The organism is Cohnella suwonensis, from assembly GCF_042655365.1.
In the GTDB taxonomy this organism is placed as follows: domain Bacteria; phylum Bacillota; class Bacilli; order Paenibacillales; family Paenibacillaceae; genus Cohnella; species Cohnella suwonensis.
The window spans coordinates 1-19,336 of record NZ_JBHSMH010000022.1 but is presented as its reverse complement, the minus strand read 5'-3'; the positions used below and the strand labels follow the sequence as shown (position 1 = coordinate 19,336).

The 19,336-nt window shown below is 55.2% G+C and carries 12 protein-coding genes; all 12 read left to right on the top strand.

Annotated elements, in window-relative coordinates; all coding sequences use genetic code 11:
• Nucleotides 1-204 precede the first annotated feature (204 nt).
• A complete protein-coding gene (locus ACFPPD_RS09310; protein WP_209748878.1) occupies nucleotides 205-1,497 on the top strand; it encodes an SGNH/GDSL hydrolase family protein in 1,293 nt (430 codons plus the stop codon).
• Between the two features lie 729 nt (nucleotides 1,498-2,226).
• On the top strand, nucleotides 2,227-4,488 hold the full coding sequence (locus ACFPPD_RS09305; protein ID WP_209748877.1) for a DUF5060 domain-containing protein: 2,262 nt from the start codon (nucleotides 2,227-2,229) through the stop codon (nucleotides 4,486-4,488).
• 31 nt (nucleotides 4,489-4,519) lie between these two features.
• Nucleotides 4,520-5,509 (top strand): glycoside hydrolase family 113, encoded by a 990-nt coding sequence (locus tag ACFPPD_RS09300; protein ID WP_417286512.1) that lies wholly within the window; start codon nucleotides 4,520-4,522, stop codon nucleotides 5,507-5,509.
• A gap of 211 nt (nucleotides 5,510-5,720) precedes the next feature.
• Nucleotides 5,721-8,630: an extracellular solute-binding protein gene (locus ACFPPD_RS09295; protein ID WP_378081968.1), complete on the top strand. Its 2,910-nt coding sequence runs from the start codon at nucleotides 5,721-5,723 to the stop codon at nucleotides 8,628-8,630.
• A 37-nt stretch (nucleotides 8,631-8,667) separates the two neighbouring features.
• On the top strand, nucleotides 8,668-9,573 hold the full coding sequence (locus ACFPPD_RS09290) for a carbohydrate ABC transporter permease (protein ID WP_378082018.1): 906 nt from the start codon (nucleotides 8,668-8,670) through the stop codon (nucleotides 9,571-9,573).
• Nucleotides 9,574-9,579: 6 nt separating this feature from the next.
• A complete protein-coding gene (locus ACFPPD_RS09285) occupies nucleotides 9,580-10,446 on the top strand; it encodes a carbohydrate ABC transporter permease (RefSeq protein WP_209748876.1) in 867 nt (288 codons plus the stop codon).
• 4 nt (nucleotides 10,447-10,450) lie between these two features.
• On the top strand, nucleotides 10,451-11,920 hold the full coding sequence (locus tag ACFPPD_RS09280) for an NHL repeat-containing protein (protein ID WP_209748875.1): 1,470 nt from the start codon (nucleotides 10,451-10,453) through the stop codon (nucleotides 11,918-11,920).
• Nucleotides 11,901-12,521 (top strand): YIP1 family protein, encoded by a 621-nt coding sequence (locus tag ACFPPD_RS09275; protein WP_209748874.1) that lies wholly within the window; start codon nucleotides 11,901-11,903, stop codon nucleotides 12,519-12,521. The genes ACFPPD_RS09280 and ACFPPD_RS09275 overlap by 20 nt, the downstream gene beginning before the upstream one ends.
• Nucleotides 12,522-12,536: 15 nt before the next feature.
• Nucleotides 12,537-15,083 carry a DUF5696 domain-containing protein gene (locus ACFPPD_RS09270; protein WP_209748873.1) on the top strand — a complete coding sequence of 849 codons (2,547 nt, stop codon included), beginning with the start codon at nucleotides 12,537-12,539 and terminating at the stop codon, nucleotides 15,081-15,083.
• Nucleotides 15,080-15,997, top strand: coding sequence for a carbohydrate ABC transporter permease (locus tag ACFPPD_RS09265; RefSeq protein ID WP_209748872.1), 918 nt, complete (start codon nucleotides 15,080-15,082; stop codon nucleotides 15,995-15,997). The genes ACFPPD_RS09270 and ACFPPD_RS09265 overlap by 4 nt, the downstream gene beginning before the upstream one ends.
• A gap of 69 nt (nucleotides 15,998-16,066) precedes the next feature.
• Nucleotides 16,067-17,080, top strand: coding sequence for a carbohydrate ABC transporter permease (locus ACFPPD_RS09260; RefSeq protein WP_378081964.1), 1,014 nt, complete (start codon nucleotides 16,067-16,069; stop codon nucleotides 17,078-17,080).
• Between the two features lie 152 nt (nucleotides 17,081-17,232).
• Nucleotides 17,233-18,633 carry an ABC transporter substrate-binding protein gene (locus ACFPPD_RS09255; protein WP_209748871.1) on the top strand — a complete coding sequence of 467 codons (1,401 nt, stop codon included), beginning with the start codon at nucleotides 17,233-17,235 and terminating at the stop codon, nucleotides 18,631-18,633.
• The last annotated feature ends 703 nt before the right edge of the window (nucleotides 18,634-19,336 follow it).

Genomic DNA, 19,336 nt, shown 5'->3' with positions numbered 1-19,336 from the left:
CGCTTTTGATGCACGCATGACACAAAAGGCGTTTTTCTTCGCTGAATCACCCCGCAAAATAACAAATGTATCGGAGTGCAATCAATCATGTGTTCATTTACCTATTGTCATGCTATTGTTGGTCGACGTGCGAGTATGGTATCGAAGACGGTCGGTTCGTCATCCATGCGAAGAAAATCAAGTGAAGGGACGCGTTCGATCCCTATGACGAGGAAAAGCAGGCTCGCGCTAGTAGCGGGCATTCTAACGATAGGCTTGTTGACCGGCTGCGGGGCTGGAGGGGACGCGTCGACGGCTTCGCCGACGGCATCGACGACGGTGACGGCAATATCGCCGGCGCCCGCATCGGCAACCGCAATAGCAACTGCATCAACGACTGGTTCAGCAGCCGGGCAAACGGAGGATCCTATGGAAAAATATTATGAACAATCTATCGCCGTGCAGGGAGTTCCGTCCCGGATCGCGCAGGCGATGAAGAAGGCGAAGGATGGACAACCGGTTACGCTCGGCGTGATCGGCGGTTCGATCACGGTAGGTTACTTGTCGAGCGACTTACAGAAGCGCTCTTGGGCGGCGTTGCTGCGGGCGTGGTGGGAGAACAAATTTCCCGATTCCAAGTTGACGTACGTCAATGCGGGCATCGGCGCGACCGGATCGCTGCTCGGCGTACACCGCGTAGACAAGGATTTGCTGGAGGCGACTCCGGACATGGTCGTCGTGGAATTCAGCGTGAACGACCTGGGCGTCGCGTCGGCAACGGAAACATACGAGGGCTTGATGCGCAAAATATTGAAATCGGACGGCAATCCCGGCGTTCTGACGCTGGACATGATGAATAACCGCGGCGAGAGCTGGCAGGAGCATTTTATCCCGGTGAACGAGTATTACGGAATCCCTCTCATCAGCTACCGGGACGCGGTGTGGCCGAAGATTCAAGCGGGAGAGCTAAGCTGGGCGGACGTATCTCCCGACGAGGTTCACCCGAACGACAAAGGGCACGAGCTCGCGGCGGATTTGATCATTCGTTATTTGGACGATCTTTACGCGCAGCTGGATACGATCGCCACCCCTTCATACGAGCTGACTGCTTCCGTAACGGACAACGGCTTCGAGAATTCGACCTTGGACAACAATCTGAATCTGACTCCGTCGTCCACCGGCGGTTGGGAGGCTTATTCGTACGAGGGGCTATGGGGCGACGGCTGGATCGCCTCGGCCAAAGGCAAGCCGCTTGCGTTCGACGTCAAGGCCGCTTCGATCACGGTGAATTTCGCGAGGTTTAACTTCGAAGGCAAGGGTGCCAAAGCCTATGTCATGATCGACGGCAAGACGCGGGTCGATTTCGACGCGGATTTCTCGGGTGGTTGGGGCGACTATATGGAGTCGAAGACGATCTTGAAGGAGCGGGAAGCGAAGAAGCATCGTCTCGAATTCTATTATGACGACGAGGTGGACAAGGAATTCAGGATCGTTAGCATCATGGCGGCGGGGTATTGATCGTTTGCTCCGGAGAAGGCTCTCGAAGACGAGGGCCTTCTCTTTTTAACGAGTTTCAACGTAGTCCGGCCAAACCGACTTAGCCGCACCAAAAACCCGCTCGATCGCGCTGTAGTCCGGCCAAACCGACTTAGCCGCACCGCAAACCCGCTCGATCGCGCTGAAGTCCGGCCAAACCCACTTAGCCGCACCATAAACCCGCTCGATCGCGCTGAAGTCCGGCCAAACCCACTTAGCCGTACCATAAACCCGCTCGATCGCGCTGTAGTCCGGCCAAACCTACTTAGCCGCCCCAAAAACCGGCTCGATCGCGCTGTAGTCCGGCCAAACCGACTTACCCGCCCCGAAAACCGGCTCGTAGGTGAATTGCAGAAGGTACATCTAAATCCCCGCGTTTGCTCTATTGCGACGAACTAGTTGCAGAAGCGGCAGTAAATTTGAACGAAATTACCGTTTATCCGCCATATTTGCTCCAATAAATTACTTTTATGCAACTAAATCGCGAAATGTCTAATGGCGAGCGAGATTAAGTGTTGTTCGTGCAACAATCTCCATGAGCCGCTACCGTCTACCATCTCTCTAATCACCCTCATACACGTGGAAGGCGTGTTTGTTAGCCGACTTTTTACCACTTTCTATTGCCTTGGTGTGCACTTAGAAGGGTGTTCACTCGGAGGTTCCCGCAACATAATTAAAGGCGCTTAGCATTTCGAGAGGAGCTTCAAGATGGTGAATGACAACCAAACTGAGCGATCGAAAGCCATGCTCCCTCCCCGTAAGATCATATGGCTAGCTACCGTCGGCGGGGCATGTCTCATAGCCGTTCTCGTCGCCGTGCTGGCGAACGATCATGGCAAATCTGAAAGCGCCATCAAGCTCGAGGACCCGGACGGCAAGGCCGGTCCATCGATCGTCGCGACCGCGGTGAACGCCGACAAGGTCGGCTTGTACGAGAAGTTCGAGCTGACTCCGGAACTGAAAGCTCGGTACGACAATCCCTACGATCCGGAGCAGCTTGATCTCCGGGCGGTATTTCTGTCCCCTAAGGGCAAGGAGTGGCACATCAACGGATTCTATGACGGAGAGTCCTGGCGCATCAGGTTCGCGCCGAGCGAGCTCGGCGAGTGGCGCTATCGGCTGCAAGCGACCGACAAGACGGGAACGACGACCGGCGAGGAAGGCGTCTTCGAAGCGGCGGCTTCGGATCGACATGGATGGGTGCAAGTGTCCGATCGGAACAAGCGCTTCCTGAAGCAAGCCGACGGAACGCCGTTCTACGGCGTCGGCGCGGCGTATCCGTGGGGCGTGACCGAATCCGGACTGGATAAGCTCAAGTCCGCTGGAGGCAATCTCATCACCTATTGGAACGGCAACTACGACAGCGCCGGCGGATCGAAGCAACTGGAATCGACGGCCTCCGGCATCGGACGCTACGATACCGACAAAGGCCAACGCGTCGACGAACTCGTCGGCATGCTCGAATCCCGGAACATGAAGATGAATTTCGTCATTTGGCCGCATGACTCCTTGACCGACAAGCTCGAGGGCTGGCCGGCGACGTGGACCAAGAACGCCTATTCGACGCTCGGAGAGGCGAAGGATTTCTACAAGGACGAGAAAATGTGGAAGTATCAAGAGAAGCTGTACCGCTACATCATCGCGCGATGGGGGTACAGCGAAGCGATCGGGTCATGGAACTTGATTACCGAGATGTCGGGTACGGATGGCTGGGCGTTCGGCGATAAGCAAGTCGCGAACGCTTGGCTCACGAAGGTTCACGATTATTTTCGCGCGAACGATCCGTACGGACACCCGACCGCGGGCTCCAAGGCGGGAAACGAGAACGATTATTGGGCGCACGCCTACCGCACGCTCGATATCGCCGACCGGGAGAATTATTACGACCTGACCGTGTCGGGGTATGCCGAGGATATCGCGAGAAGGTGGCAGCCGTTCGAGAAGCCGCTGTTCATCGGCGAGACGGGCAATATCACCGACGCGACGACGTACCATCAAGCGCTCTGGACGGGATTGTCGAACGGACTTGCCGCTACGCCGATCTGGTGGGATATCACGAAGCTCGACGAAGACATGTATATGATGATGTCGAGCTTGGCCCAATTCGTCGGCAAGCTGGATCTGAGCGAAATTCGCGCGCCCGCCAAGCTGAAGTCGGGAACGGTGAGCATCTCGCTGAAGGATCGGCCGGTTGAAGACGGCAAGGACATCGCGGATTGGAGCCAGCCGAACTGGGCGGACGCCAACAAGGACGAGAAGGGGAACGACTACTCGGCGCAGCTCGAGGACGGCTCGATCCGTACGAGCATGCTGTTCCGTAGCGGAGCGTTCTCGCAAGGGGCGCTGACGCAATTTTTCCAGAAGCAGGATTGGAGCGGGTATCCGCGCTTGCTCGCCGAGGTGTATATCGAACAGGCGGGAAGCGAAGAGATCAAGCTGCGTCCGGTGCTGTTCCCGAACGGCAACTGGGACGAGGGCAACGACGCGAGCGACGTGAAGCTCGTAAGCGGACAATGGACGACGATGGACGTGCCGCTGCTGGACGCGCCCGAAGGTTACTGGCGGAATAACGAGATCAAACGGTCCGATCTGCAAAATATGATGGGCTTCGGCCTGAAGCTGTGGACCGGCGCCTCGGCCAAGGACGCGAAGCCGGTTACGGTAAAGGTGCGTAACGTGCGGCTCGCGGCGGATCCGGGATCGACGGTCGCCGTCGAGGAAATCCAAGGCTGGATCATGAAGGGCGACAAGACGTCATATGGCTGGCTCCTCGCCAATGAAGATGAGATATCGGGCAAGAAGGCGACGGTGGACAACTTCGGCGAAGGCAAGGCGACGATATCCTGGTACGATCCGTGGTCGGGAACGCCGCTCGAGGAAACGACCGCGGATTCGGACAAAGGCGCATTGGCGCTTACGGCGCCGACGCTGGCTCGTCCGGACATCGCCTTCATCATCCGCCGCTCAACATGATCGGGCACAATTCAAGCAAGGAGGGTTTTCATTGGCAAACAACTTGTTCATCAAAGGAATGACCTATGGCTGGAATAGCTCCAGAGGGGCGTACCGCCAGCCTTACGCGCTCGATTCGCTGAAGAAGCTGAAGGAAACCGGCAGCGAATGGATCGCCTTATCGTTCTATACGTACCAGACGAACGTATACTCGACGGACATTCCGTTCGATTACGGTCATACGATGACCGACAGGGATATCGAGCATGCGGTCAAGCATGCGAAGGCTCTCGGGCTGAAAGTATGCCTAAAGCCCGTCGTCAATTCCGCGGACGGCATCTGGCGGGCGCATATCGGCTTCCCCAACGAGTCGGCCGCGGAACCGTATTGGGATGCATGGTTCCGTTCTTACGGCAATTTCTTGTGCCATTACGCCGAGCTCGCGGAAGAATTGGGTTGCGAAATGTTATGCATCGGCTGCGAGATGGTCCGAACGGAAGGCAAAACCGCGCATTGGATCGCGCTGATCGATCGCGTTCGGCAAATTTACGGCGGTCCGATTACGTACAACGCGAACCACGGTACGGAAGAAGGAGTCGAATGGTTCGACCGGGTCGACCTGATCGGCACGAGCGCGTATTACCCGGTCGCGAAACGGCCGGGCGATAGCGAAGAAGCGATGATCGCCAATTGGCTCCCGGTGAAGGAGAAGATGGCCAGGCTTCACGCCAAGTTCGGCAAACCGATCGCCTTCATCGAGATCGGCTGCCGAAGCGCTCTCGGTTGCGCGACGATGCCTTGGGACTACGACACCTTAGATCTTCCGTACAGCGAAGAGGAACAGGCGAACTTCTACGGCTCCGTGTTGAAGTCGTTTTGGGATGAGCCTTGGTTCGCCGGGTTTTTCTGGTGGGACTGGAGCGTGAACCTGTATCCTCTGCAAGCGGCAGGCACCGACGTCGGCTTCGATATTTACGGCAAGAAAGCGGAGCGGATTCTGAAGGAATGGTACGCGAAAAGCAGATCGTACGCCCAAGCGTAGACAAACATGCGCATTGCGGGATGGAGCTCGTGATTCCGGCTCGTCCCGTTTTTTTATATCGTTAATAGGGTCAACAGGTATAATCAGTCGGATTGTTGGCACAAGGAATGTAACCTAAAATAGGAGAACCAACGGGTCCATCGGACACTTAAGGATATGGAAAGCGAGTGATTGAGTGGTGTTGAATCGACTGAAGCGATATCGGAAACCCGTGATATGGACCTTAGTCGCCGCCATCCTCTTCGGCTGGTGGTTCTATGGAGGTTCGTCCGACGAGGTGCGCGCGAATCTGATATCGAATTTGGACAAATTGCAAACCTATTCCGACGGCAGCTACCAGAACTACGTGAATCAATACGCCCAGGCGGCCAAGCCGGCGGAGGCGGTTCGAATAAAGGGCGATTCCTATTCCGCCAAGGACGGGTGCGAATGCAACGTGCTCCCCGGATACGAAGGAGCGTCCGGCAACGTGCTGTCTACGGGCGATTCCGGCTCCGTGACATGGAAGTTCGACGTGAAGACGGAGGGCTTGTATCAGATCAAGCTTCGTTACTTTACCGCCGAAGGCAAGAGCGCGGCCATCGAACGAGGGGTTGCCATCGACGGCAAGCTTCCGTTCGATGAAGCCGCTTCGATTACGTTCGACCGGGCATGGAGAAACGAAACCGAAGATTTCAAAGAGGATAACCGGGGCAATAACATTCGCCCTAGGCAGGTAGAGGTCGCGACATGGCTCGAGGAGCCTTTCAAGGATTCGCAGGGTCTCTATGCAGATCCGTTCCAATTCTATTTTGCCGCAGGCGAACATTCGCTGACGCTGACGGGGTTGCGGGAGCCGCTCGTCATCGATTATATCGAGCTCTATCCGAAGCCGGAGCTGCCGACGTACGCGGAGGTCAAGCAACAATACGAAGCCAATGGGTACAAGGCGGCGCAAGGCGTTTCCGTGAAGATTCAGGCAGAGCATGCGACATACAAGTCTTCGCCGACGCTCTATCCGGTATCGGACCATTCCAGTCCGGCGACAGAGCCGTACAGCGCCTCCAAAATCCGGCTCAATACGATCGGAGGGCTTAATTGGCGGCTGCCGGGACAATGGATCGAATGGGAGCTCGACGTGCCGCAAGACGGCCTCTATCAGCTCGGGCTTAAAGCCCGGCAGGATCTATTAAGAGGGCTGTATTCCAATCGAACGTTATCTATAGACGGCGTCGTTCCGTTCAAAGAAATGGAATCGATCCCTTTCAATTACGACTCCGGTTGGCAAATGGTCGTTCCAAGTCTGGAGAAGGAGCCTTATCGGTTTTACCTGACGAAAGGCAAGCACTCCATCCGGCTAGAGGCCGATCTCGGGGAAGTATCCTCGCTGATTCGTACGGTCCAATCCAGCATGCTTGAATTGAATCGCATCTACCGGAAGATTCTCGTCATTACGTCCGCCGACCCCGATCCGTTTCGGGACTATCAGCTGGGCAAGCGAATTCCGGAAATCTCCGAAGTATACGCGAAGCAGAGCGATATTTTGTATTCGGTGGCGGAAGAGCTCAGGGGAATTACCGGGGAGAAGAGCGACAAGACGGCGATTCTGTATCTGCTCGCGAAAGAGCTTCGCAGGTTCGCGGAAGACCCGGAGACGATTCCGAAAAATTTAAAGCAGTTCAAGATCGATCTCGGTTCGCTCGGCACTTGGCTGCTGACGGTCCGGGAGATGCCGCTCCAAGTCGACTATTTGGTTCTGTCGAGTCCGGACATGAAGATGCCGAGCGCGACCAAGGGCACGATGGCCAACCTCGCCCACAATGTGTCTTCGTTCGGGTATTCGTTCGTCGAAGATTACAACTCGATCGGAAGCACGGCAACGGGCGGCAAGAAAGTAACCGTCTGGATCGGAACCGGTCGCGATCAGGCCAATGTCATCAAGCAGATGATCGACGATTCCTTCACGCCGGCTAACAACGCCGGCGTCGATCTGAAGCTGGTCGACATGAGCGTCCTGCTGTCCGCGACGCTGGCCGGACAGGGGCCCGACGTCGCCATGATGATCGGCAATGGCGACCCGGTGAACTACGCGATGCGAGGAGCCTCGTACGATATTAGCCAGTTTCCGGATTACGCCGAGGTGGCCAGACGTTTCGCGGACAGCGCTTCGACACCGTACAAATTCAATGGCGGAGTATATGCGTTGCCCGAACAGCAAGTCTACGATGTGCTGTTCTACCGGAAGGACATCTTGGAGGAATTGGGACTGCAAATTCCGCAAACCTGGGACGACGTCTACAAGCTGCTGCCTTTCTTGAAGAAGAACAACATGGACTTCGGCCTGCCGATTATCAGTACGAGAGTTCAGCAGCCGCCGGCGCTGCCGATTAACGACGCCTTCGCGACGTTGCTCTATCAGCACGGGGGGAGCTTCTACAAGGAAGACGGCTCGGCCAGCGATCTCGACAGCGAGATCGGCATGTCCGCTTTCAAGCAATGGACGGACTTGTACACCGATTACAAGTTCCCGGTAGACTACGACTTCGCCAACCGGTTCCGTCTCGGCGAAGTGCCGCTCGGGATCGACGCCTATACGACCTACAACACGTTATCGGTGTTCGCGCCGGAAATTCGAGGCCAGTGGGGCTTCACGCTCGTGCCGGGGACGAAGAAGGAAGACGGAACGGTGGATCGAACGGTGTCGAGCAACGGAACGGCGGTCATGATGCTCGATTCGGCCAAGGATAAGCTATCCGCATGGGAATTCATGAAGTGGTGGACCGACGAGACGACGCAGGTTCAATACGGACGGGAAATGGAGAGCCTGATGGGCGAATCCGCCCGTTATCCGACGGCGAACGTCAAAGCGCTGGCCGAGTTGCCGTGGCCGGTTAACGACTACAAGACGCTGGCCGAGCAGCAGAAGTGGGTCAAAGGCATTCCGGAGGTGCCCGGCGGGTACTTCACGGGACGGATTCTGGACAATGCCTTCCGGAGGGTCGTCAATAAGGGATTGAATCCGCGGGACGCCCTCTACGACCAGGTTGTTTTCATGAACAACGAGATTACGAACAAGCGCAAAGAATTCGGTTTGAATAGCAGCGGATCGGAGGGGACGGCCGGTGGAAAAAGCGGGAATTGAGTTTCTAGGCAAGCAGGAACGGGCAGCGCGTCCATGGCTGCCTCCTTCTCTGAGCCGACGTTTGGGAGAGATAAAGAAGAACAGGCAATCGTACGTGCTGATGGCGCCGTACATGATATTGTTTGCCCTGTTTACGGTGCTGCCCGTCTGCATGGCGATCGCGATCAGCTTCACCAACTTTAACTTGCTCGAGTTCCCGAAGTGGGTCGGTTGGCACAATTACACCCGCATGTTCCTCGAGGACGAAATCTTCCTTATCGCGGTGAAGAATACGTTCCTGTTCGCCGGAATCGTCGGACCGATCAGCTATATGATGTGCTTCGTGTTCGCGTGGCTGGTCAACGAGCTGAAGCCGAGGACGAGAGCGCTCATGACGCTGTTCTTCTACGCGCCGTCCATATCGGGCAACGTCTTCTTTATTTGGCAGATCATTTTCTCCGGCGACCGTTACGGATACGTCAATGGCTTTCTGCTGGACCTAGGCATTATTAATTCGCCGATTATTTTCCTAAGGAACGAAACGTACGTGCTGTGGATCGTTCTTCTCGTCCAGCTATGGCTAAGTCTTGGCGTTAGCTTCCTGGCTTTCATCGCCGGGTTGCAGACGGTGGACCGGTCTCTGTTCGAAGCGGGCGCGGTAGACGGTATCCGCAACCGCTGGCAGGAGCTGTGGTACATTACGCTGCCGGCCATGCGCCCGCAGTTGCTGTTCGGGGCTGTCATGCAGATCACGGCTTCGTTCGCCGTAGCCGACGTATCGACGCAGTTGGCGGGCTTCCCGAGCGTGAACTACGCGGCGCATACGATCGTGACCCATTTGGAGGACTACGGTACGATTCGCTTCGAGATGGGGTATGCGTCGTCAATCGCGACGGTGCTGTTTATCGTCATGGTCGGCGCGAACGTCGTCGTGCAAAAACTGCTGAGAAAAGTAGGTGAATGATTCCCGATGAGCACGATATCCGCAACCAAGCAGAAGCGGTTAAACCGATCCTTTCTTGGGGATTTGTTCCTATTTCTGTTTTTGGCCGTATTTGCCGCATTTATGGTCGTACCGCTCGTCTTTACGGTGAGCAACGCGCTGAAGCCGCTTAACGAGCTGTTTCTTTTCCCGCCGACGCTGTTCGTTCGTCATCCGACGTTCAACAATTTCGTCGATTTGTTTCATCTGATGTCCACGTCGTGGGTGCCGTTCTCCCGCTACATTTTCAACACCGTCTTCATTACGCTCGCGGGAACGGCGGGTCACGTGCTCCTCGCCTCCGCGGCCGCCTATCCGCTCGCGAAGCATAAATTTCCGGGAAGAGCCCTTCTCTTCTCCGTCGTCGTATTGTCGCTGATGTTCTCGCCGAAAGTAACGAACATCCCGAACTACGTCATTATGTCCTGGCTGGGCTGGATCGATAGTTACGCCGCGATCATCGTGCCGGCGTTCGCTTACTCGCTCGGACTGTACCTGATGAAGCAGTTCATGGAGCAAATACCGGACGCGCTTCTCGAAGCGGCGAAGATCGACGGGGCCAGCGAATACCGGATTTTCTTCCGGATCGTCATGCCGCTCGTCAAGCCGGCCTGGCTGACGCTGACCATTCTGTCCTTTCAGACGCTATGGGGGACTTGGGGCGGCAACTTCATCTACAGCGAACAACTGAAGACGCTGCCTTACGCGCTTAACCAGATCATCCAAGGCGGGATCGTCCGCGCGGGACCTGGTGCGGCCGTTGCCCTGTTCATGATGATCGTTCCCGTAACCATCTTCGTCGTGTCTCAGAGCAGCATCATCCAGACGATGGCCAGTTCCGGGATGAAGGAGTAGAGCGATGAGAACAACACATTGGATACGAACGTTAACCGCTTCGACGGCTTTGACGATAGCATTGATCATCTTCTCCGGTTATGCGAAGGCGGCAGTCCCTTATGTCCCGTATACGTACGACGGATGGGGGGACAGGGTGTGGTCGCCGGCCGCATACGTGCCCGACCGGATCATAGAAGGCGAGAAGCTCGGCATCGGAAGCTTCAACCAGCCCGAGGACTTCTACGTGACCGAAGACGGGCGGATCTACGTAGCGGATACGGGGAATAACCGCGTCGTCGAATTGAACGACCGGTACGAATTCGTCCGCCAGATCGACAAGTTCGTCTTCGACGGACAAGAGCAGACGCTGAATAAGCCCAGAGGGGTGTTCGTCACGCCCGGGGGCGATATCTACGTCGCGGACACGGGGAACCACCGGGTCGTTCGCTTGAAAGAGGGCGGCAACGCCGATCTGCTGATCGCGGCGCCGAAGTCGGAGTACTTCGCGAGCGACTTCGTGTTCGATCCGAAGAAGATCGCCGTAGACGCCGCCGGCCGCATTCTCGTCATTGCCGACCGAGTCTTCGACGGCATTCTGGAATTCGACGAGAAGGGCGAATTCCAGAATTTCTTCGCCGCCAATCGGGTCACTTATAGCGTCTCCGACTACTTCTGGAAGCGGTACATCGCCACGAAAGCCCAGAAGGAACGGATGGTAACGTTCGTCCCTACCGAATATACGAATCTGGATCTGGACGAGAAGGACTTCGTTTTCACGACTAGCGCCGAAAGAACCAATACGCCGATTAAGCGGCATAATCCGTCGGGGACGGACGTCTTGCTTCGCCAAGGATTCGCGAGCCCGATAGGCGATCTCAAATACGATAAAAGAGGACAGTCGACGCTGATCGATATTAGCGTCGGCCCGGACGGCACCTACAGCGCGCTCGATTCCATTCGCGGAAGAATCTTTACCTACGATTCCGAGGGTAAGCTTCTGTACGTCTTCGGACATAACGGCGATCGCGTCGGCAACTTTAAAGTGCCGTCGGCGATCGGGCGCAAAGGAGACTCGATCCTCGTGCTGGACAAGGAACTGGCGCGGCTGACGCTGTTCAAGTCGACGGATTTCGGCAAGCTCATCAATGAAGCGGTGCACAACCATTACATCGGCAACGAAGGTCGCGCGGCGGAGCTGTGGAAGGAAATTCTCTCGATGAACCAAAATCTCGAGATCGCCTACAGCGGAATCAGCAAAGCGGATTTCCGCGCGGGCGACAACGAGAAAGCGCTGAAGGAAGCGAAATTCGCCATGGACCGGACTTCGTATTCCAAGGCGTATAAGTATCTCCGCAAGGAAACGTTGAAGGAGCACTTCAATACGATTCTGACGACGATTCTGGTACTCGTCGTCGCATGGGCCGCATGGAAGTCGATCCGTAAATACAGGCGAAGAAAAGGGGGGGTCTCCCATGTGGAAAGAACGCCTTAGGTTTCCTTTTTACGTGATCGTCCACCCGTTCAAGGGCTTCTGGGACTTGAAGTACGACAAGAAGGGGAATTGGATCGTCGCGATGGCGATCGTGTTCTTGGTATCGTTAGCCGCGATGTTCCAATATCAGTACGCCGGCTTTATCGTCAACTATAACTCGCCTTATTCGTTCAATAGCATGATTCAATTGCGGAATGTCATCCTGCCGTTCTTCCTGTGGTGCGTGGCGAACTGGTCGCTGACGACGCTCATGGACGGGGAAGGCAAATTCAAAGAGATCGTCGTCTCTTCCGCGTACGCGCTGCTGCCGATCTTCCTGTTGTTCGTTCCGGCGACGATCTACAGCCGGTTCATCACGCTGGAGGAAACCGCGTTCTATTATTACCTGAACGGGTTCGCGGTCATCTGGTTTCTCTTCCTGATTTTCGTCTCCACGATGACCATCCATCAGTACACGGCGTTCAAGACGATCGTCACGATCTGTCTGACCGCCGTATGCATGGGCTTCATCGTCTTCTTGGGCATGCTGTTCTTCAGCTTGGTCCAGCAGATGTACAGCTTCTTCTTCACGATCTATAAAGAATTGCAATTTCGCGGATAGGGGGGGCCGAACCGGTTGAAAAAATACATCGGCATTGTCATAGCGATCGTTCTGTTGTTCGGCTCCGGATATTATTTGTACGGCAAATACAAGCCTCTTCCGGCGCTTAGCATGTCGGCATTGCCCGATTTGAGGGATATCGAGCCGCAAGCGGCCGCGGGCGACCGTTATACGAAGCCTGCCGCTGCGCTTGAAGGCATGGAGGGCGTCGTTTCCAACGGTCGGCTGTCGCTGTACTACGACTCGAAGACGATGGCGATCGCGGTACGGGATAAGGATGGCCGCGTATGGCGTTCCAACCCCGAGGCGACGGCGGAGGACGCGATCGCGAACGCGTCCGTCAAAGACCAGCTTTCCTCCCAGATCATCGTCGGCTACAGCGACAAGACCGGCCAAGAGGCGTACAAGACGTCGAACCAGGATAGCGTTCAGCTCGGGCAGGCCGTCGTAGAAAAGATCGAAGACGGATTGAAAGTCACCTACACGTTGGGCAAAGCGACCAGCGAGATCGACGGCCTGCCCAAGAAAATAAGCGCCGAACGGTACCGGAAGCTCATTCTGGATAAGGTCGGAGATAAATACAAGCGTTATTTGACCCCGGCCTATCAGAACGACGGCAACAAGGATGTCTATACGCGTAACGATTCGAAGCTGACGGCGATCTCGCTGAAGAAAGTCGTTCAAGCGTTCCAGGAGGCCGGATATACGGCCGAGGACTTGGCGAAGGACAACGAGGAGAATTCGGCGGGCGCGGGCGACGAGAAGCAAGTGTTCACGATCCCGGTCGAATATACGCTGTCGGGCGACCAATTCGTCGCCAGAGTGCTGTCGAAGGGGATCGAGTACCCGGCATCGTATCCGCTAACCGATATTCACCTGCTTCCGTACTTCGGAGCGGCCGGTCGCCAAGACGAGGGCTATATGTTCGTTCCCGACGGTTCCGGGAGCCTTATCTATCTGAATAACGGGAAGCAACGATACGAGCCTTTCGTTCAGCCGGTATACGGCGACGACGGAGGCACCTGGAACGGGGAGAACGACGACGATCCGACGATCGAGCCGATTCGGATGCCCGTCTACGGATTGAAGAAGAAGGACTCCGCTTTCGTCGCGATTATCGACCAGGGGGCGGCCGTCGCGTCGATCCGCGCCGAGGTAAGCCAGAAGCGAAGCTCGTACAATAGCGTCTATCCAAGCTTTCAATTGATCGGCAAAGAGAAGATCAATCTGTCGGTAACCTCCCAGGCGCTCGAGACGAAATCCAAGGAGATTCGAGTGTTCCAGCAGCGTCCGGTCTATTCCGACTTCAGCGTGAGGTATTCGTTCTTGTCGGGAGACAAGGCCGACTATACGGGGATGGCAGAATACTATCGCAATTATTTACTGTCGAACGGCACGCTGGCGAAGAAAGAAGCGACGCAAAGCGAACTGCCGTTTTACCTCGAGCTCGTGGGCGGCATTCCGAAACGGAAGACGGTTATGGGTATTCCGTATAAAGCCGTCGTGCCGCTGACGACCTTCGATCAAGCGCAGACGATTATCGGCAGTCTCAAGGAACAAGGCATCGCCAACCAGAAGGTGCGGCTGTCCGGTTGGTTCAATAAAGGGTATTCCCATAAGGTCGCGGACAAGATCGAAGTCGACGGCGCCCTCGGCGGCAGCTCCGGATACAAGGATCTGATCGCCTATACGAAGCAAGAGGGTATCGGCTTATTCCCGGACGTGTCGTTCACGCATTTGTATACGACGGGCGGTAAATATAGCGAGGCTAAAGCCGTGTCCCGCTACATCAATCGCGAGACCGCGTGGGTATGGGAGAGAACGGACTGGACGAGGCCGTTGTCGCCTCGGCTCGTGCCGAATGTCGTGGACGGCTTCCTCGGCTCGTACGAGCGCTACGGCCAGACCGGCATCTCCGTTCGCAGCATGGGGAACCAGCTCGAAGGAGACTATCGGCGCAACCATGTCGTCGATCGCGTCCAATCGGAAGAGATCGATAAGAAGCAGTTCGAGAAGATCGGCGAGCAGCTGCCGAACGTGATGGTGGACGGGGGCAACGCCTACGCCCTGAAATACGCGAAGGACATCGTCGAAGCGCCTATGGTCAACAACGGCTATAACGTGACGGACGAAGCCGTTCCGTTCTACGAAATCGTGCTTCACGGCTACGTCGATTACGCCGGCGAACCGGTGAACCTGTCCAGGGAAGTCGACGTGCGGAAATACGTGCTCAAAAGCTTGGAGTACGGTTCGAATTTGTATTTCAAATGGATCTACGCCGACAACAGCGCGGTGAAGAACACGTTCTTCCTAAACCTCTACTCCGTCAACTACAAGACGTGGATGAATACGGCCGTCGAATCCTACAAGACCGTAACGAAAGCGCTGAACGACGTGCAGGACAAAGCGATCGTCGGGCACGAGAAGCTGGCAGAGAACGTATTCCGAACGACTTACGAAGGCGGCAAGACGATTACCGTCAATTATAACGACTACGAAGTTTCCGTCGACGGGAAACGCATACCGGCCGAAGATTACCTTGTTGGAGGGACCGACCGATGAAATGGATATCGACCAAACGCTCGTTCCAACAAAAAAAAGCGCTCACGGGGATGCTTTTCCTGACCCCGTGGGTGCTGGGGTTCGTGTTCTTCTTCATGGTTCCGCTCGTGAACTCGATCATCTACAGCTTCAACGATATGCAAGCGTCCGATAACGGCTATACATTGACGTTCGAGGGATGGTCTAATTTCCATCAAGCGCTTTACGTCGATGCGACGTACGTGCGCAATCTGACGAAGGTCGTCGGAGAGATGGTCGTCAACGTGCCGCTCATTATTATTTTCAGCTTGTTCATCGCGGTGTTGCTTAACCAGAAGTTTATCGGACGCTCCTTGTCGCGGGCGATCTTCTTCCTGCCCGTCATTCTGGCGTCCGGCGTCATGCTGAGCATCAATAACGCCGGCTTCATGCAGCAGATCATGGATGCCAATCTCGTCACGAACAACCCGGAAGGCGGGTCGGTCAACGGTTTCCTGCAAAGCGTCGAGCTGAAGAACATGATGCTCGATATCGGGGTCAACGAATCGATCGTGAACTATTTGACCGGCGCCGTCGACCGGATTTACGAAATCATTAGCCAGTCGGGCGTGCAGATCATTATTTTCCTTGCAGGCTTGCAATCGATATCGCCCTCGCTCTACGAAGCGTCCCGAATGGAGGGCGCGACCGGGTACGAGGCGTTCTGGAAAATTACGTTTCCGATGGTCAGTCCTCTCATACTGACGAATCTGGTCTATACGATTATCGATTCGTTCATGAACAACAAGGTGACGCAGCAGATCGATACGACCGCGTTCAAGACGCTTGATTTCGGCCTCAGTTCGGCGATGGCTTGGATTTACTTCGCGATCGTCGCCGCCATTCTGGCGGTCAGCACCTTCATCGTATCCAGAAAGGTGTTCTATCACGATTGATTTGACATCATGCCCAACCTGCCGTCCGCACCGATCGGACGGCGCGAGGGCGATTAGGGGTGATTAGAGTTGACCAATCAGACTGACGCGGCGGCAGGCGCCCCGGTCGCTGCGACCGAGCGCGTGCAAACCGACCTATACCGCTTTAAGCAGCGCGTAACGAATCTGAACAAGTGGTCTAAGCTTCTATGGTCGCTTGTGCGGGCGGTGCTCCTCATCGGAATGTCCTTCGTCATTCTGTACCCGATCCTGCTCAAAATATCGACGTCGTTCAAGACGCTGGAAGATTTAACGAATCCGACCGTCATGTGGATTCCCGAGCGGTTCTCGTTGGATAATTATCGGCTGGCGATCGACGTCATGGACTACTTCGCCGCGATCCGCAACAGCTTCACGTTATCGGCCGTCACGACCGTACTGCAGACGTTAAGCTGCGCGATGGCCGGCTATGCGTTCGCCAAGCTGCCGTTCCGCGGCATCAATATTTTATTCGCGGGCGTTATTCTCACGATTCTGGTGCCGCCTCAGACGCTTCTCGTTCCGAGTTACGTTAACTTCAAATCGTTCGACATCTTCGGCCTATTCCACTTGATCGCCGGCAAAGGCATTAACATGCTGGATACGTACTGGCCGTTCGTTCTGATGGCGATTACCGGCAACGCCTTGAAGTCGGGCTTGTTCATCTACATTTTCAGGCAGTTCTTCCGGGGAATCTCGAAAGAGATCGAGGAAGCGGCCTTCGTCGACGGGGCAGGGGTGTTCAAGAGCTTCGCGACTATCATGCTTCCGAATGCCATACCGGCCATGGTGACCGTCATGCTCTTCGCTTTCGTCTGGCAATGGAACGACACTTTCTTCTCGTCCAACTTCTTGCCCGGCATGAATACGCTAACGAACGCAACGCTCGCCTTTCCGTACAACGTCAACGTGATGCTCGGTCTAACGAATCAAGTCGATCCGTTCTACGCTTCGATGCTGGTCGATACCGCCCTTCTGCTATCGATCTTGCCGCTCGTTCTGATGTACCTCTTCGTTCAACGTTATTTCGTGGAGAGCATCGATCGAACGGGACTCGTAGGATAGAATGCCAAACGCGCAATTGTATAATCTCTAAGGCCGAAAGTGCAATTTCTAGGATTGTTGCCTTCTAAGGGACATTCTACAATTACTAGTGAACCCATTTAATAACGGAACTGCCGTTAAATGAAATGGAAAAAATCAGGGGGGTATGTAGGTTGAACAGGACAAAGAAGACGCTGTTGCTTGGTTTGACAACCGCTTTCGCTTTCTCGTTGACGGCTTGCGGAGGCGGCAATAATAACAATAACGCAAGTCCGAGCGCGAGTCCGAGCGCGAGCCCGTCCGCCAGCGCGCCGGCTTCGCCAAGCGCCGAAGCATCGCCGTCGGCGAGCGCGAACGAAATGGAATTCGACCTCGGCGGCCGTACGATCACGATGGCTACTTGGTGGGACGCGACGCCTAAGGGCGACACGGAATCCAGCAAGAAAATATTGCAGAACATTGCCGATTTGGAGAAACAATACAACTTCAAATGGAAATTCGAGCAAGTCGATTACGGTCAAATCGTAGAGAAAACGTCCAGCTCGGTTCTGGCTGGCCAGCCATTCGCGGATATCGTCCGACTGGAGCAAGGCATGGCTTATCCGGGCCTCGTGAACAAGGGCATCGTTCAGCCGATCGACGACTTCCTGGCTGCGAGCGCAACCGATAAAGAAACGTTCATCGATCCATTCGTCATTACGACGTCTACCTTCAACGGCAAGCTGTACGGATGGAGCGACAATCCATATTTCACTTACGCAGGCGTTCTTTACAACCGCACGCTGCTTCAGAAGCTGGGCATGAAAGACTTGGCCGAGTACGTCAAGGACGGAACTTGGACGTGGGATAAGTTCAAAGAAGTCGCGGCGGAAGCGACCCAAGGCGACACGTACGGTCTCGCGGACTTCTCAGGCAACTTCCTTGATTTCGCGCTCATTTCCAACGGCGCCGACTTGATCGACCTGGCGGGCAACAAACAAGCGCTTGACGATGCGAAGACAGTCGAAGCGTTGCAATTTACGCAAGATGTCATTAACTCGAACATCTTCCCTAAAGGCGTCCAAACCGACTGGCAAGCTCCTGGACCGGCTTTCCGCAAAGGCAACGTCCTGATGTACGATGCGTTCAACTGGCAGACGGTATCCGTGAAGCAAGACATGGGCGACGTGGACATCGGTTTCGTGCCGTTCCCGAAAGGTCCTTCCGCAACGGGCTACTCTGCGAACGCCGGCGGACCTAATTTCTGGACGATTCCGAAGGGCGTTAAAGATCCGGAGAAAGTATTGTACTTGTACCGCAAAATCTACGACGTACCTGCTGATGACGAGTATCCGGGCCAAACGAGCCTCGAATCGACGTACACGAACCAACAGGATATCGATATGGCGATCGAAGCTTCGAAAAACCTGCGAGTGTTGAACTACAAGCTGTTCATGTCGATCTACTCGAACGATTTCTACGGCATGGTCGACGACTTGACGGTGCAGAAGAAATCGCCGGCAGCGGCGACGGAAGCTCGCAAATCGGTCTTCCAGAAGGCGCTTGACGATACGGCGGCCACGAAAGTAGAGTAGGGAATTGGGAATGATAAGAAGGAGTCCGGCCGACATGAGGCTGGACTCTTTTTTTTATTTAACACTATCTTAGTCTATCAGCCGCATAGCGCACAAAATTTGTGCTCAACCACCGCAAACGTGCCGTAGCCGCGCGCCTTGCGCACAAAAATTGTGCTCAACCATCGCAAACGTACCGCAACCGCACGCCCAGCGCACAAAAATTGTGCTCAACCACCGCAAACGTACCACAGCTGCACGCCTTGCGCACAAAAATTGTGCTCAACTAACGCCAACGTTCCATAGCCACGCACCTTGCGCACAAAAATTGTGCTCAACCACCGCAAACGTACCGCAGCTGCACGCCTTGCGCACAAAAATTGTGCTCAACCACCGCAAACGTACCGCAGCTTCACGCCTTGCGCACAAAAATTGTGCTCAACCACCGCAAACGTGCCACAGCCGCACGCCTTGCGCACAAAAATTGTGCTCAACCACCGCAAACGTACCGTAGCCGCACGCTCTGCGCACAAAATTGGTTATATCCTTACGAAAAGCAATTGAAAGCTAGCTGTAAGGCGAGTATATTATCCTTAGAGTATGGTCGTGAAGCACACGCCGCTAGGTAAGCGTCAAATAGCCCCCACCTATTAAATAGATGAGGGCTAAGTTATGCTGATCTATGATTTAAATATACGGCAGGTCAACGGCAATGACGACGACC

Coding starts and splice junctions, on each gene's coding strand:
- ACFPPD_RS09310 (WP_209748878.1), top strand. CDS start 205: ATGACGAGGAAAAGCAGGCTCGCGCTAGTAGCGGGCATTCTAACGATA.
- ACFPPD_RS09280 (WP_209748875.1), top strand. CDS start 10,451: ATGAGAACAACACATTGGATACGAACGTTAACCGCTTCGACGGCTTTG.
- ACFPPD_RS09265 (WP_209748872.1), top strand. CDS start 15,080: ATGAAATGGATATCGACCAAACGCTCGTTCCAACAAAAAAAAGCGCTC.
- ACFPPD_RS09275 (WP_209748874.1), top strand. CDS start 11,901: ATGTGGAAAGAACGCCTTAGGTTTCCTTTTTACGTGATCGTCCACCCG.
- ACFPPD_RS09285 (WP_209748876.1), top strand. CDS start 9,580: ATGAGCACGATATCCGCAACCAAGCAGAAGCGGTTAAACCGATCCTTT.